12 protein-coding genes are annotated in these 13,908 nt (G+C 37.2%); 5 read left to right on the top strand and 7 right to left on the bottom strand.

The window, feature by feature from the left end; all coding sequences use genetic code 11:
* The first annotated feature begins 11 nt into the window (after positions 1–11).
* The gene (locus A3GQ_RS0122365; protein ID WP_028778897.1) at positions 12–560 is read left to right on the top strand and encodes an SRPBCC domain-containing protein; all 549 of its coding nucleotides are present in this window, start codon (positions 12–14) and stop codon (positions 558–560) included.
* Between the two features lie 174 nt (positions 561–734).
* Here A3GQ_RS0122365 and A3GQ_RS0122370 read toward each other — a convergent pair whose 3' ends face one another.
* Both A3GQ_RS0122370 and A3GQ_RS0122375 read right to left on the bottom strand, forming a co-directional pair.
* A complete protein-coding gene (locus tag A3GQ_RS0122370) occupies positions 735–2,039 on the bottom strand; it encodes a hypothetical protein (protein WP_028778898.1) in 1,305 nt (434 codons plus the stop codon).
* A 3-nt stretch (positions 2,040–2,042) separates the two neighbouring features.
* Entirely contained in the window at positions 2,043–2,390 is a 348-nt protein-coding gene (locus A3GQ_RS0122375; protein ID WP_028778899.1) for a hypothetical protein, read from the bottom strand.
* 118 nt (positions 2,391–2,508) lie between these two features.
* On the opposite strand from A3GQ_RS0122375, the gene A3GQ_RS0122380 reads away from it, so the two are divergent.
* Positions 2,509–3,297 carry a carbon-nitrogen family hydrolase gene (locus A3GQ_RS0122380; protein WP_028778900.1) on the top strand — a complete coding sequence of 263 codons (789 nt, stop codon included), beginning with the start codon at positions 2,509–2,511 and terminating at the stop codon, positions 3,295–3,297.
* Between the two features lie 112 nt (positions 3,298–3,409).
* Here the strand turns inward: A3GQ_RS0122380 and A3GQ_RS0122385 are convergent, their stop codons facing one another.
* Positions 3,410–4,435 carry a hypothetical protein gene (locus A3GQ_RS0122385; RefSeq protein WP_028778901.1) on the bottom strand — a complete coding sequence of 342 codons (1,026 nt, stop codon included), beginning with the start codon at positions 4,433–4,435 and terminating at the stop codon, positions 3,410–3,412.
* 137 nt (positions 4,436–4,572) lie between these two features.
* Here A3GQ_RS0122385 and A3GQ_RS0122390 point away from each other — a divergent pair, with 137 nt between their 5' ends.
* Complete coding sequence (locus A3GQ_RS0122390) at positions 4,573–6,324, top strand: ABC transporter ATP-binding protein (protein WP_028778902.1); 1,752 nt, start codon at positions 4,573–4,575, stop codon at positions 6,322–6,324.
* A 162-nt stretch (positions 6,325–6,486) separates the two neighbouring features.
* On the opposite strand, the gene hmpA is transcribed toward A3GQ_RS0122390, so the two are convergent.
* Positions 6,487–7,740, bottom strand: a complete 1,254-nt coding sequence (gene hmpA, locus A3GQ_RS0122395) for an NO-inducible flavohemoprotein (protein WP_028778903.1) — start codon at positions 7,738–7,740, stop codon at positions 6,487–6,489.
* 120 nt (positions 7,741–7,860) lie between these two features.
* On the opposite strand from hmpA, the gene A3GQ_RS0122400 reads away from it, so the two are divergent.
* Together A3GQ_RS0122400 and A3GQ_RS0122405 are read left to right on the top strand one after the other, a co-directional pair.
* Positions 7,861–8,355, top strand: coding sequence for a Crp/Fnr family transcriptional regulator (locus A3GQ_RS0122400; RefSeq protein ID WP_028778904.1), 495 nt, complete (start codon positions 7,861–7,863; stop codon positions 8,353–8,355).
* Positions 8,356–8,572: 217 nt separating this feature from the next.
* Positions 8,573–10,651, top strand: coding sequence for a HelD family protein (locus A3GQ_RS0122405; protein ID WP_037465988.1), 2,079 nt, complete (start codon positions 8,573–8,575; stop codon positions 10,649–10,651).
* A 60-nt stretch (positions 10,652–10,711) separates the two neighbouring features.
* Here the strand turns inward: A3GQ_RS0122405 and A3GQ_RS0122410 are convergent, their stop codons facing one another.
* The 3 genes from A3GQ_RS0122410 to A3GQ_RS0122420 form a co-directional block, all read right to left on the bottom strand.
* Positions 10,712–11,905, bottom strand: a complete 1,194-nt coding sequence (locus A3GQ_RS0122410; protein WP_169818331.1) for a glycosyltransferase family 2 protein — start codon at positions 11,903–11,905, stop codon at positions 10,712–10,714.
* Positions 11,906–12,149: 244 nt separating this feature from the next.
* A complete protein-coding gene (locus tag A3GQ_RS25410; protein WP_051272283.1) occupies positions 12,150–12,872 on the bottom strand; it encodes a CAP domain-containing protein in 723 nt (240 codons plus the stop codon).
* Between the two features lie 148 nt (positions 12,873–13,020).
* On the bottom strand, positions 13,021–13,845 hold the full coding sequence (locus A3GQ_RS0122420) for a hypothetical protein (protein ID WP_028778907.1): 825 nt from the start codon (positions 13,843–13,845) through the stop codon (positions 13,021–13,023).
* Positions 13,846–13,908: the final 63 nt, after the last annotated feature.

A 13,908-nucleotide genomic window follows, 5' to 3' on the forward strand; every position in this document is an offset into this window, starting at 1 on the left:
GAGCAAAATATATGAAACAAACTGCGACCTACACTGTAGATGTACCAGCGGATTTTGCATTTGAGTGGTTGCTACATGGGAACTTCTTGCTTGCAGGGCTTGATCTCAAATCGTTTCAATTTGATGTGGTGGCGGAAGGCGGCAAGTTTATTGCCTATGAAGAGTTTAATGATCATCGTTTTGTACCGATCAAAGGACAGTTTTTAAAATTGGATGAACCCCATCATTTTCAACTCGAAGTGTTTTTTCCAGGTGGAGAACAGATAATAGAATATCGATTGGATGGGGAAGATCGCAAATCGAAGATAGAAGTAACCTATACCAATATATATCGTTCGCTAATGGCAGGTTGGTGGAAGAAAACATTTCCTAAAAAAACAGATAGCCTGTTTGCTACGGCGATTGAAATGGAGAAAAAGAATTTACAAGAGGCGTTTCATCTCAATCGGTTGAATACAAGAATATCTGGAGTGAAAATAGATCCATATGAAATGGAAGAGAAATGGAAGATCCATTCGCCTAGTAATCCATACCTACGTTGGGTAAGACCAGAAGTTTAGAATGGGATCCAGAGGTAAAATAGACATAATTACTTTATCTAGAAGCTTGAGAAAGCTTGTAATGAAGTGATTATGTCTATTTTGGTTACTCAATTTATTTCCTATGTATTTTCTAATATTGGAATAAGCAATGTATTGCAATTGTACACTTTGTTAACAGAAGGGAAAAAGTGTTTAAGGAATAGGCTTTGGAGTTAATGCTTCGATAAGATTGCTTAAAAGGTCGAAGATCAATGAATTTGACTGAAGTATAACTTGGCATTCCTTTATTCTTTCTATTGCATGTTCTCTGAAATGATGTTCTAATTGTCCTTCAGATTGGATTTGTATACGTTCAAGAATAGATATCAACTCATTTTTAAATGTTAAATCCATCCCATTACAAGTGCGAATATAAGGTAGCATTAAGTCAAGGATTTGAGTTATTTGTTTATTGGTATGAATAGTTAGTTGGGCGTGGAGAGTTGAGTTATTTTTAGAGACATTCACTTGTCCGCCGTAATTGTGAATAGTGTGTTTTTCAGAACGGGGATTTTTTGCATAGTGAAGTGCGTATTGTTCTCCTCTCTCGTTAAGATCTAAACTTGGATAATCATGTAGTGGAATACTAAAAAATCTTCTGTTGCTATCCATTTTAAAAAATCCTCCATAATCGGGAAAATCGATTAAGGATAATCGACTGCTGAGGACGAAGGCTAACTCCTCTGCTTGCTTGAAATTTATCGAAAATTTTTGTGAAATGGAAATGAGTTCTATACTTTTATATTCCTGTTTGAAACATTCCAGTATTACATTATCAATTAACTCTTGGATAAGCTCATCTCCGAGATTTTCCAAATTAGAATGGGCAATATATTTATATGCATCTGTTGCAACATTAGGACGAAAAGGAACATGTTCTCTCGGTTTCCATGTTCCGATATAAGGAGTAATGTATTCCCTTCCTTTTGGAGTCAGAGAAATATATACATTATTTTCGAAAAAATAATCGCCATGGTCCAAATCAAAAAATAATTTACAATATTCATCCTTAAAATAATGAGGGGATAGATATCTCTTCCAGTTCTTGCGACGGATATCCCATAGATTATATTTCTTGTAATATCTGGATAATGCGATTAACTGATTTCTTGCATTTCTATAGAAGCTAGAATCGTTTATTCCAGGGACAAACATCTTTTTATAGTCTACGGGAGATCCATAAAAATCAAAGACAACTAGATTTTGATTTTCAGCAGAGAGTATGCATTTATAATTTCTCATTAACTTGTCTAGTTCACTATATATACTTATAAATGGATCTTCATAGAAACTGGGCTTGTTAAACGCTTCAGATCTATATTTTTCATCAAGCTGCTCACTAATCCATAGTAGAATTGGATCTGAAATATTCCATTGTTCTTCAAAATAATATAGTACTAATAAAATTTGCTTTAATCTTTCCTCCTCAATGGAATCTTCAAATGTTATTTCGTCCATTTGTTAAGCCCACCTGTTAAGAGAGTCTGTCAAAGCACTTACCATTTGTCCTATACCAGAACCAGCAATAAATAATGGTGATAATTTCTCTAGTTTTTGAATTGCTAATTTAACGAATGTTTTTTTGGGTTGACCTTGTTGTGATTCTAATTTAACCTGATTTAATAAATCTGTTATTTCTTGTTTATCTTCTTCCAATATATCTTTTTCCTGTGAGAGCATAGAGAAAAATTGATCTGCAACTTGTGAGAATGATTCTGAGTTTACAGTCATATTTGCATTTAGAGTAGAATTGTCTTTTGAAATATTCACTTGCCCACCGTAGTTGTAAATTTGTTCATTATTTTTCATGGAGATACCCTGCTTTCTTCAATACATTTAAAATAGCGTTAACCACTTTTCCAATTATACAACTAAATCAAATTTTTGGACTATCAAAACATATTTTCCAAATGTGGAGGTGTGAAAGTTGAAAATTGGATTGATACAAATGGATGTTATCCAAGGTGAAACAAACCATAATGAACACCATGCACAGGCAATGATAGCAGAAGCTGCTAAAGCAGGAGCAGGTATAGTTGTTCTACCTGAAATGTGGAAGTCAGGTTATGATTTTGGTAATCTTGCCAAGCACATGGAGCCAGTTGATGGCAATACTGCTACTTTTTTAGCATCGCAAGCAAAACAGTATGGTGTTTTCCTTGTAGGTGGGTCGTTTACAATGCGAAATCAAGGGAAGGTTTACAATACATCTCTGACTTTCGATCCAAATGGTGAATTGATCAATCAATACTCCAAACTACATTTAATTGGTTTAATGCAAGAAGATAAGTACTTATCTGCTGGAGAACGTTACCAGACATTTTCTATAGGTGATGCTCTTGCTAGTGTCATTATTTGTTATGATCTTCGATTTCCAGAGTTGATACGCTCGTATGCGGTTGAAGGAGCGTCTATTTTGTTTGTCCCTGCTCAATGGCCTATTCAACGGGAAGCTCACTGGTTAGCATTGCTTCGTGCTAGAGCAATCGAGAACCAGATGTATGTAGTGGGAACGAATGTAGTTGGTGAAAACGAGAATGACAAATTTAATGGAAAGTCGATTATTTTTGATCCATGGGGGAATACGGTAACCGAAGCTGGAAATCAAGAGCAAATTTTATATGGTGAGATTGATGTAGAGCAAGTAGCTGAGATTCGTCGAGATATACCTGTTTTTCAAGATCGGGTTCCCCATCTTTACCGCGTGTCTCGATAATATGAATGATATATTTTTCTTTTTGAGAAGAACCTGCATGGTATAATGAAACAGGACAAAAGCAAACACAAAACCTTTGGCAACTGGTACATAGGTTTTGTGTTTTGTCAGGTTATATTGATGTTTGTTTTTGTAGCATTTTTTGGCAAGCATAGTCGAAAATAGTTTGTTTTTCTTCTGTAGATAGCTCAGCAGATGTATGGATAAGGACAGCGGGGTGGATGTAGATACTTTCGGCTTCTTGTTCGATTTGCTGGAGTACATTTTTTATGTTTTTTACAGGATCGTAAGAGGAACCGAGATAGAATAGTTCTGCGAGCTTTCGCATAAGTTCATTTTGAGATATTTGAGGGAATTGTAACTTGCCAGATGTGAGCACTATCTGTTTTTGATAGTTTTTCTTTTCATAAATGACGTTCCAATTCGGCCACATTTGTAGTATTTTTTGGTGCATGTCTTCCGAATGAAAATCATGAAAAAGTGACCAATAATGAATTGTTTTTTGATGAACATCAATATGAAAACCACTTTCTGGAAAAATAGCACTCCAATCCGCATAAACAAAATGTTCCAATGCTTCTTCGGTTTCTGCTACTTGTAAGAGGTGTTCTCCATGAATCAAGTAATAATTTACAAACTGAGTTAGAGGGAAAATGCGGGTTTCTCCGTCTTTGGTGATGATACTACCAGCCGATTCAATCTGAGATTTGTTCGTAGGGGCTTTTAAGGATAGAGGTTCTGTTTTTGCTGGGATGTTCGATTCAGATTCGAGAAGTGTTCGGGGAAATCCGACATAGTCAGCTATCTCTAGTATGCCATTGTAAGCCCAACGAACTTCCCAACCTTCCCATACTTCTTGGATTAAACTTAAGTAAGTGTCTAGCAATAACATATCTTGATCCAAAGATTCGCCACCAAAAAGCATCATAACTTTTTGCTGAGGGTCGACAAGTGCTCCTCCTTCTGCCCAGACATCATCTAACCAATGATCATTTTCTCGCCTTTCGTGCTCTCGAATATAACGAATAGCATAGTCAGGGCCCCAAAACATATCTACAGGTAAGGAAAGCGACCAATGACTATAGTATAGTTCGTAACTCGATTCTGTTACGATGATGAGATTGGCGCGATGACCCATATTATCACCATTTCTGTTGGTTTATTCTGTTTTATATGAGATTTCTATATAGAAGTATAGCAAAAGATAAAATAAAGAAAAGGAATAGAAAGGTATCATAGGTGAAAGTGATATTTTTCCATGAATGAGGTGTAAAAATGGAAGGGAAGGGTAATAAATACCGCTTAAATTTGATGAAATTTATTGGGGAACATCGGCAAATGATGATCCTCAGTATGTCAGTAATGTTGATTACCACGGGTCTTAGCGTTATAACACCTTGGTTGATGCAGTATTTGGTGGACAAAGCATTACCACAAAAAGATGTCAATTTGTTGGTGCTCTGTGTAGCAGGAATCGCGATTATTCCCATTATCAATATGCTTATCACTGCACTAGAAAATGTATATAAGAGTGATGTGCAAACAAGAATCACTGTGAAATTAAGGTTTCAATTGTTAGATAAATTATTAAAGCTTTCTCCAACGACATTAAGCAAGTATCAGCAAGGGGATATTACAGGTCGATTGGTGAGGACTTGCGATGATATATCTGGATTTGTTACAAAGCTTTTAAATGGATTTAACAACGTGATAACCTTTGTTTTTATTGGAATCGTTATGCTGACGATGAATTGGAAGTTATCAGGTATTGTTTTATTTTTTGCCCCCCTCATGGTTTATTTTTATTATCGTCGCATTCGCTTTTGGAGAACAACTTATAAAGATATTAGTCAGGCGCAAAAAGAATACGACGTTTTTATAACCGAAGTAGTTCCAGGTCTAAAGACGATCCAAACGTTTGGCCAAGAGCAACATGAGATTGCTAACGGCCAAGAACTAAATCGGAAATACCGTAATCTCCAAAATCAATTACAGAAACAGCGAAGTTTTCAAGGGCGTCTTTTTTGGGAATTGCAAGATTCGCTAAGTACCAGTTTGGTATATGCAGCAGGAATCTATTTTATTTTCCATCAGCAAATGACCATTGGACAATTACTCGCTTTTACTGTTTATGTACCGCGTTTTTATGGTGCGATTAATTCCTTATTTGTCCTATATATGGATCGTGATCAACTCAAACCGGAAATCGAACGTTATGAAGAGATGATGGATTTTCCTGATGAGAATGTGGATGAATCCAATGCGATCTCCATGAAAGAAGTAAAAGGGCAGATTGAATTTGAGCATGTTTCTTTTGGGTATTCGGATGAACGAGAAATTTTGCAAGATGTATCATTCGCAATTAAGCCTGGTGAATTTATTGGTATTGTTGGTGCTACAGGTGGAGGTAAATCTACGATCATTGATTTGTTATTGCGATTTGGGCAGCCTCGTACCGGTCAAATTTTATTAGATGGACAGCCACTAAACGCGTATCAATTAAAAGATTATCGAAAACAAATCGGACTTGTGCCGCAAGATATCTTTTTATGGAATCGTACGATTCGAGAAAATCTCCTGTATGTGAATCCTTCTGCTACAGAAGAAGAATTACGAAAAGCAGCCGACCAAGCACAAATGAAACAATTGATTGAAAACTTGCCAGAGGGATGGAATACGTTGATAGGGGACAGAGGTGTTCGTTTATCTGGCGGGGAAAAACAGCGGCTTGCGATTGCACGAACACTGCTTCGTAAACCATCTATTTTGTTGTTAGACGAGCCGACATCTGCATTAGATGCCAAAACAGAATTTTTGCTCCAAGCCTGTTTGGAAGAAGTATACCAAGAGAAGACGATTATTGTCGTTGCTCACCGACTAGCTACCATTCGTAATGCAGATCGTATTCTTGTTGTGAACCAAGGTCGGATTGAAGAATCAGGTTCTCATGAGGAGTTAATGGAGAAAAAAGGTTATTACTATGAGTTAGCAAAACAACAATATCAAGTATCTACTTTAGTAGGTTGAATATTAGTAGCAAAGCCACCTTTTGGATGGCTTTTTTGGTCTGGATTCCATAGTCTGATTTTTTCGAAACCTACTGGATTGGATCAGTTCAATACTTTTTGTCCCTTGTTCATGTCCCTCTTATTTTTAAATAAAGGAACTTATCATAGAAAAACAGCCCTGTTAAGAGGGCTGTTTTTCGCTTGTTTTATTTGAAACGGTGTCTAATTGTGAGGCAGGACCAAAAAATTCATAATGTATATTTTCTTGTTTTATCCCCATTTCCTTAAGAATTTGCTTGATGGAACGCATAAAGGGAATAGGCCCACAGAAATAAATCTCTGCTTCTTGTTTGGACAATATTTGGCTTAACCAAGGTAGATCAAGAAATCCTTCTTTGTCGAAGTTTCTTTGTTCCAGATCTGCTTTTGTCGGTTTTTCATAACAGGTATAAGAAGTGACGTGAGGATAATTTTTCGTTAATTTTTGTACATATTCCCGCATTGCATGGTATTCGCTATTCATCGTAGCATGAATGGTTGTAATCGATCGTTTCGTATTTTCTTCTATTAATGTGTTTAGCATACTCATTAATGGAGTAAATCCAACTCCACCACTTATAAATACAACAGGTGTATCTTTCGATTTATTAAGATAAAAATCACCAGCAGGGGCACTTATCATTACCTTGTCTCCTTCTTGCATTTGATGATGCAAGTAAGAAGATACATATCCTGCTGGATATGTGCCATGTGCATCTTCTCGTTTTACAGAGATACGATAATAATCTTCTCTTGGTGCATCTGATAAACTATATTGACGGATTTGTTCCACATTGAGCTCCTCAATAGGAACTTTTAAACTAATGTATTGTCCAGGTTTAAATGAAGCTAATGAATTTCCATCTGTTGGGTATAAGTAAAAAGAGGTAACTACTTTGCTTTCTGGAACCTTTCTCTTGATGACAAATTCTCTCCAACCTTCCCATCCTCCATTTTGGGTTTGAGCTTGTTGGTAAAGATTTTCTTCTTGAGAGATAAAAATAGAAGCTAAAACGCCATATGCATCTTCCCAAGCTTTCATAATCTCGTCTGATGCAAGATCGCCCAATACATCTTTTATTGCTATAAGTAAATATTTTCCTACTACAGGATAGTGCTCTGCTTTTACTCCGAGACTGCGATGTTTTTGAAAAACGCGCTGCAAGGCAGGTAATAAAGAAGGAAGTTGATCAATATGAGCAGCAGCTTGATAAACGGCATTTGCCAGTGCTCTCTGTTGTTCTTTCTTATGTTGATGTACGATATTAAAAATATGATATAGTTCTGGATGATCATGAAATAGGAGTTCATAAAATCGGCTCGTGATTTGTTCACCATATTGTTCTAAAACAGGTACAGTTGATTGAATGACCTTTATTGTTTTTTTGTCTAACATGAGGACTCCTCCTGATCGATTTGATAACTGTATAGTTGTTTCACTTGAAATACTACTCTTATTTAAAATAGCAGTCTGTGATTTTTATCACATAAAATATGTCGAGAAGGTGAACTATTCTTGTTGATAAATAAAGGGGAAACCCTCTTTTTACAGGGTGATATGGGTGATTTATATCATTTGAAAACCGGATTATTAAAAGTGATCCGCACCCAATCTAATGGAGATTGTGTGCTTCTGAACTTGCTAGTGCCAGGTGAAATATTCCCTCATCACTCCTTGATCAGCCCAAAAGAATACCATGGAACAGTCATAGCTCTATTACCTAGTGAAGTAGAGAGAATCCCTATTCATGACTGGTATCAGTCACTAATAGATAAACCAGAAAAAAACAAAGAAGTAGCAGCTATTCTACAAGATAATTTAAGAAAAATGCAGAAAAGAATTGAAATGACAACACTGCCTTCGAAAAAACGAATTCCATTTTTTCGTGATTGGATATCCATGTATGGTAAAAATTACGAAATGGAAGAAATTCTAACACAAGAAGAGATTGGACAATTTTTGGGTATGAGTAGAGAAACAGTAAATAGGCATATGCGTAGAGAATCGTAGAGAAAGGTGCAGAATGTATATTTCTATCCTGTTTTAGACTTGTTTAGGGATGACAGCATGGATTTCCTATGATATAGTGAATTTCTTTAAGATTGATCGTACGTTTGAAATCCGATGACTACCACAACCATGAACCTAATCAGGAATAATGGTTGTGTTTTTTGTGTTGTAGATGGAGTAAACCGCAAATGAAAGGATGGGGCTATTTGTGGAACCGATGCTATACGAAAGTGAAAAATTGAAAAGCATATTAGCAAAAATGGAAAACATTCGAGATGCACTTCTAAAAATACCTCGATACTATGGAAAAGATTTGGTTGAACAGTTATTGGATGATCAGCGGCAGCAACAGCTTAAAAACATTCAACTTGCTCATTTTGAACCGTATTTTGGACGTCTGGACTTTGAGGAACAAGGAGGGAAACCTATTACTCCTTTCTATATTGGCAAAGCGGGAATTCAAGATGAGGATACCAATGAATTGATCGTAATTGACTGGCGTGCCCCTGTTTCCAGTATGTTCTATTCTTTTACGGGGTCAGATGATTCGATCTCCTATCAGTCTCCAGATGGTGAAGTTACTGGCAAGATACACCTGAAACGAAATATAGCAATACGCAATCAAGTTTTACAACGCGTGGTAGATAGTTATGTTCGTGGTAATGAGAATATGGGGGTAACGGATGAATTTCTTCTGTATCGCCTGAGTGATAGTAAAGATAGTCGTTTACGGGATATCGTCTCTACGATTCAGCAAGAACAAGATTTGATTATCCGTGCAGATTATAATCAAGCACTTCTCATTCAGGGTGTGCCAGGTAGTGGAAAAACAACGGTTGCTCTTCACCGACTAGCATATTTGTTGTATCAATACCAAAATAAAATCAATCCAGAGAAAATCATCATTTTTGCACCAAATCGGATGTTTTTGGATTACATTTCGGATGTACTGCCAGAGCTAGGTGTAGGAGATATTCAGCAGACTACTTTTGAAGACTGGGCACTATCGCTATTAAAAGAGAATGTCCAGCTAAAAGATCGAAAACAGCAATTGGTGAAGTGGTTTGATCCAAAAAGTGATCATACTGTATCTAATCCAAAAGGGAACATTACGTTTTTAGAAGCAATAGAGGCAGCTTTGCGTACTTATGAGACGAATTTTTTTCCACATAAAGGTTTTACTGCATGGGAAAACAAGCATCTTACAGCTAAGGAAATTGCTCACTGGTTTCACCAAGAGTATAAGCATTATCCGCTGATGAAACGTAAAGAGCGGGTAATGGCGAGAATCAAGCGCTGGATCGAGACGGAACACAAAGATATTCGATCTCGTGATCCGAAAGGATTGTTGAAAAAACAGGCTAATAAACAATTTACAGCCTATAAAAAAACTTGGCCAAATGATTCTGAATTGGATTGGTATCGTTCTTTTACCCAAACGACAGATTTATTAGAAAAAGAGCAACAACTCAAAGGAAAAAATCGAGAAGTATCTTATGAAGATTTAGCTCCATTGGTCTATATCCATGATCGTTGGTATGGAATAGAGGGTTCCGAGAAATATGATCATGTTGTTATAGATGAAGCACAAGATTTTTCTCCTTTTCAAGTAGCAGTGCTGCAAAAACATTGCCCAAGCAGGTCGTTTACGATTTTGGGAGATATTCTACAAAACATTTACTCCTTCCAAGGGATTGGACATTGGGATGATTTTTCAGTTTTATTTGAGGAACAAAAACTACGTTTTCATCAATTGGAACAAAGTTATCGCTCGACGATGGAGATCATTCATTTTGCTAATGGTGTATTAGGCTCTTATGCGGACGAAGTGAAACCAGCAGTTCCCGTTTTTCGCAGTGGGGAACCTGTCCAACTCGTGAGGGTGGGAAAAGAGAGAAAGATCGAATGGATCAAAGAGAAAATAGAACAGTTACAAGCAGACGATATATCTACTATTGCAGTAGTTACAAGAGATGAGGACTCCTGTACTTATCTTTATGAATCACTTAGAATCGCTGGAATCAAAGTGAATCGAATTGAGTATGATCAAAAGGAGTATGTAGGTGGAATTTCTATCGTTCCGATTTATCTAACCAAAGGAATGGAGTTTGATGCGGTTTTTTTACTTGATGTAGAGGAACAGAACTATTTAGATGATCAACACCATGCAAAGTTACTATATGTTGGGTGTACACGTTCTCTTCATCAATTATTTCTCACTTATGAAGCGGAGCTATCTTCGTTGGTAAAGCGAGTACAACCTACTTTGTACGAAGCAAAAACATATACAAGATAAAGATAGACTTTATAGAAATGACTGCGCCCTAGAAAGGATTCCTCTCTAGGACGCAGTGATTCAGCGAGTGATCCACACATCTCGTTTACATGTGAGAAGTGCCCAAAGCCAAATCAACCCATTAATACCAACAAAACATGCAGATTTAAACGCAAAAGAGAGGGACACCATACCTCTGGATTTAGCAGCAAACCCCCATGTCATGGCTGTATCGATCAAGACCATGATTAGGAGTGGAAGTACATAAATCAATGTTAGAAAACCAGCCCCTGTGACCAAGTGCCAGACGCAACTTGTTGCTACGAAAAGCAGTAGCATAGGAGTGAAGAGTTCTACTGTCATATCGAACAGCAGATATCCCTTTTTTCTGCTAGACAAAAGACGGTAGTTTTTGAGCGTGTAAAGGCAGTCTGATCGGAGCCAGCGAACCTGTTGGATGATCAGATCCCGAAATGTTTCTGGAACTTCGGTATTCGCAATCGTCGGTACCATGATGGTATGATACCCATCCTTGAGAACTTCCCAAGTCAACGTATTTTCATCACCGGTTGCAGGACCTTGCAGATAGCGATCGTAGACCTTTTGGATCGTGGACCACTTCCACATGCCACAAGCACCATTGATGACCTTTACCATATCATGCTGACTCTCAGCCGCTTTACTCTTGAGGAAAGTCTGTCTGTATTCCTCACCCAGATATTTCGTGATCCAAGAAGCATGGAGGTTGGCTACGCCGAGTTGTGCAGAAACGGCACCTACATGGTCATCACTATGAGCATCAGCGAGTCGCTGTACCAAGAAAGGATCATCAAGGTAGGTGTCAGCGTCAAGAAAAAGAATGAGATCATCCTCTTTCCAATTCTGATGCTGTTCCAACGCGGTTTGCTGTGCTTTCTTTTTTCCATTGGTGCCAGCAACTCGTTTTTTCGGGATCAACTTCCAGTTGGGTCGATCTACGATTTTCTGGTAGTATTTTTCCTCGAGTTCTTCGAAGTTAGGTGACCCATCGTCTACCACATATACAGTCAATTTTCCTGCGTATACTTGGCTTACGATGGATTGCAGACACTTTAGATGAACTCTCTTGTAGCAGCAAACAATCACTACCACATTTTTCTTTGTCTTGTGAGAGTTCATCGTGGCAAGATTATCTAGCCACCTATTGGCGTAAGAAACGCGCAACAGACTTCTGACTGCTCTGGGCAACACATAGAGCAGGGAGATGATTATCCCTAGCGCATGTATTTCAAACACAAAAACCCCAAACTCTTCATCCCAAAACCGCATGGGATTATGTTGGAAATGGACAATATACTATATCATATGCAGGGGAGAAAAACCTACTGATAGGAAATTTTTCTTTCTATTTTTGAAATGAAATGGTTTGTGGGAATACGAGGGAAAAGTGTAGTGTAAGGAGGATATGGTGATCTGCGAGACTGATGACTCAACCCCGCAGACTTTCTCACCCACAAAACTATAAATGATGAAAAGTTATTTACCCCGTAAACAACTGAGTCCAATAATTTCCATAACTACCGCCCGATACATAGCCGACCCCGATTTTACTATAAGCTGGATTTAATATATTTTTTCGGTGTCCTTCGCTATTCATCCAGCCATTGACCACTGCCGATGCAGAAGGATAACCAGCAGCTAAATTTTCTCCCGCTGTTCGATAGGAAACCCCAAAATGTTTCAACATATCAAAAGGAGATCCATATGTAGGAGATTGGTGTGAAAAATAGTTTTTATCTTTCATATCTTGCGATTTGGTGCGTGCTATTTTACATAGTTTGTCATCTATTACCAGTGGTTGTAATCCTTTTTTGGAGCGTTCTATGTTGACCAATCGGACGACTTCTCGTTCCATTGCTAATATATCAGAGTTACTAGAGGCTGACTCAGAGGAATGGTTAGGTGCCGCAGGGCTTTGAGTTGGTTTTGATTCAATTGATTCTTCTTGTTTTTGCGCAATTGGTTTGGATTTCTGCGTTTGTTTACTAGTTGTATTCTTTTTAGAGGTATTTGAATTTTTTGTAGAAGGAGTAGTCTTTTTAGTAACCTTTACTTTTTTTGATAGATTGGTTACGGAGATCTTTGTAGTAATGGCTGTAACGGTAGCTTTTCTACCTTGAGTTGCTTCTGTCGCATGCTCTCCAGTTGGTTTCACAAAACCAAAAAGAAGAAGTGGGAGTATTACAAAATACACTATTCGCATGAAATCCCTCTTTTCGATATATAGTGTTTTCTATTATAAATGATTTTCTTTCATTTGAATTTGCTAATAATAGGAAAAAGTCTTTATGGATGGTACATAACAAAAAAAGAGCATATATATAATCGCTCTTTTTTATAAAAAAATATAGTTACCGTTTGATCTTATATAATAGAAAACTAAGTACAAGAGAAATAAGTGAAAATAATACTGACAAACTAGAAAAAGCTAATAAATAAGCGTTAAAATCTAAAAAATGCTTGATCATTTGATTTGTATCCACATTGACTAGACCAGCTACTAGATTATAGAGGATAAGAACATAAAAAATCGTTAATAGCCCCTGATACGAACTTTCTATGTCGGGTTTGCTAAGTGCAATATGGGACGAAATACTGATAGCTAGGATTACAAATATCCAAAAAGTAGGTTCAGCAAAGTTTCCCGATGTAAAAAGACTCTTGCTCATAGCAAGCACAGCTTCTGCAAGTGTTTGCAGCATATGCATATCTAACTTTTGCCCAGTAGAAGTACTTTGCTGAATTTGTGCTTGCAAAGTAGAAAAAGATTGAGGTACAAGCAAATACATTGCCAAAATAATGGAACCTATTCCACTAATAATCGGGCCAATTCCAATGAAGAAATTCCCGATTCGTTGGTAGAGGCTGTTTGGATTATATTGATGCTCTACATATCCCAAAACTCCATTTTTATCGTCTGTTTGCAAAAGCTTTACTGATTTAACCTTATGCCTCCAAATAATGCATTGGATCAAGTGTCCAATCTCGTGGATAGGAGTACCAATCCATGCAGTTATCAATATTCCTTTTTTCCCAAATGTACGAGTGAGGTAAATTTGGGATTGTTTTTCCATGATTCCCAATAACATTCCAATCACAATGATTATTCCAACCATGTAAACCAATTGGACCATACTGATAACAAAAGCATCCCAAATATATGTGATGAAAGCCATTTATAAAGGTGTCCTCTCTTGTTATTTGTAATAAACGTTGTTGAGTTGATTTTACCTCATTTG

Origin of the sequence: Shimazuella kribbensis DSM 45090 (genome assembly GCF_000428065.1) — a bacterium.
GTDB lineage: Bacteria > Bacillota > Bacilli > Thermoactinomycetales > Thermoactinomycetaceae > Shimazuella > Shimazuella kribbensis.

Bases quoted from the DNA above. Each gene is read 5' to 3' on its own strand.
- A3GQ_RS0122365 (WP_028778897.1), top strand. From the start codon at position 12: ATGAAACAAACTGCGACCTACACTGTAGATGTACCAGCGGATTTTGCA.
- A3GQ_RS0122370 (WP_028778898.1), bottom strand. From the start codon at position 2,039: ATGGACGAAATAACATTTGAAGATTCCATTGAGGAGGAAAGATTAAAG.
- A3GQ_RS0122375 (WP_028778899.1), bottom strand. From the start codon at position 2,390: ATGAAAAATAATGAACAAATTTACAACTACGGTGGGCAAGTGAATATT.
- A3GQ_RS0122385 (WP_028778901.1), bottom strand. From the start codon at position 4,435: ATGGGTCATCGCGCCAATCTCATCATCGTAACAGAATCGAGTTACGAA.
- A3GQ_RS0122390 (WP_028778902.1), top strand. From the start codon at position 4,573: ATGGAAGGGAAGGGTAATAAATACCGCTTAAATTTGATGAAATTTATT.
- hmpA (WP_028778903.1), bottom strand. From the start codon at position 7,740: ATGTTAGACAAAAAAACAATAAAGGTCATTCAATCAACTGTACCTGTT.
- A3GQ_RS0122405 (WP_037465988.1), top strand. From the start codon at position 8,573: ATGCTATACGAAAGTGAAAAATTGAAAAGCATATTAGCAAAAATGGAA.
- A3GQ_RS25410 (WP_051272283.1), bottom strand. From the start codon at position 12,872: ATGCGAATAGTGTATTTTGTAATACTCCCACTTCTTCTTTTTGGTTTT.
- A3GQ_RS0122420 (WP_028778907.1), bottom strand. From the start codon at position 13,845: ATGGCTTTCATCACATATATTTGGGATGCTTTTGTTATCAGTATGGTC.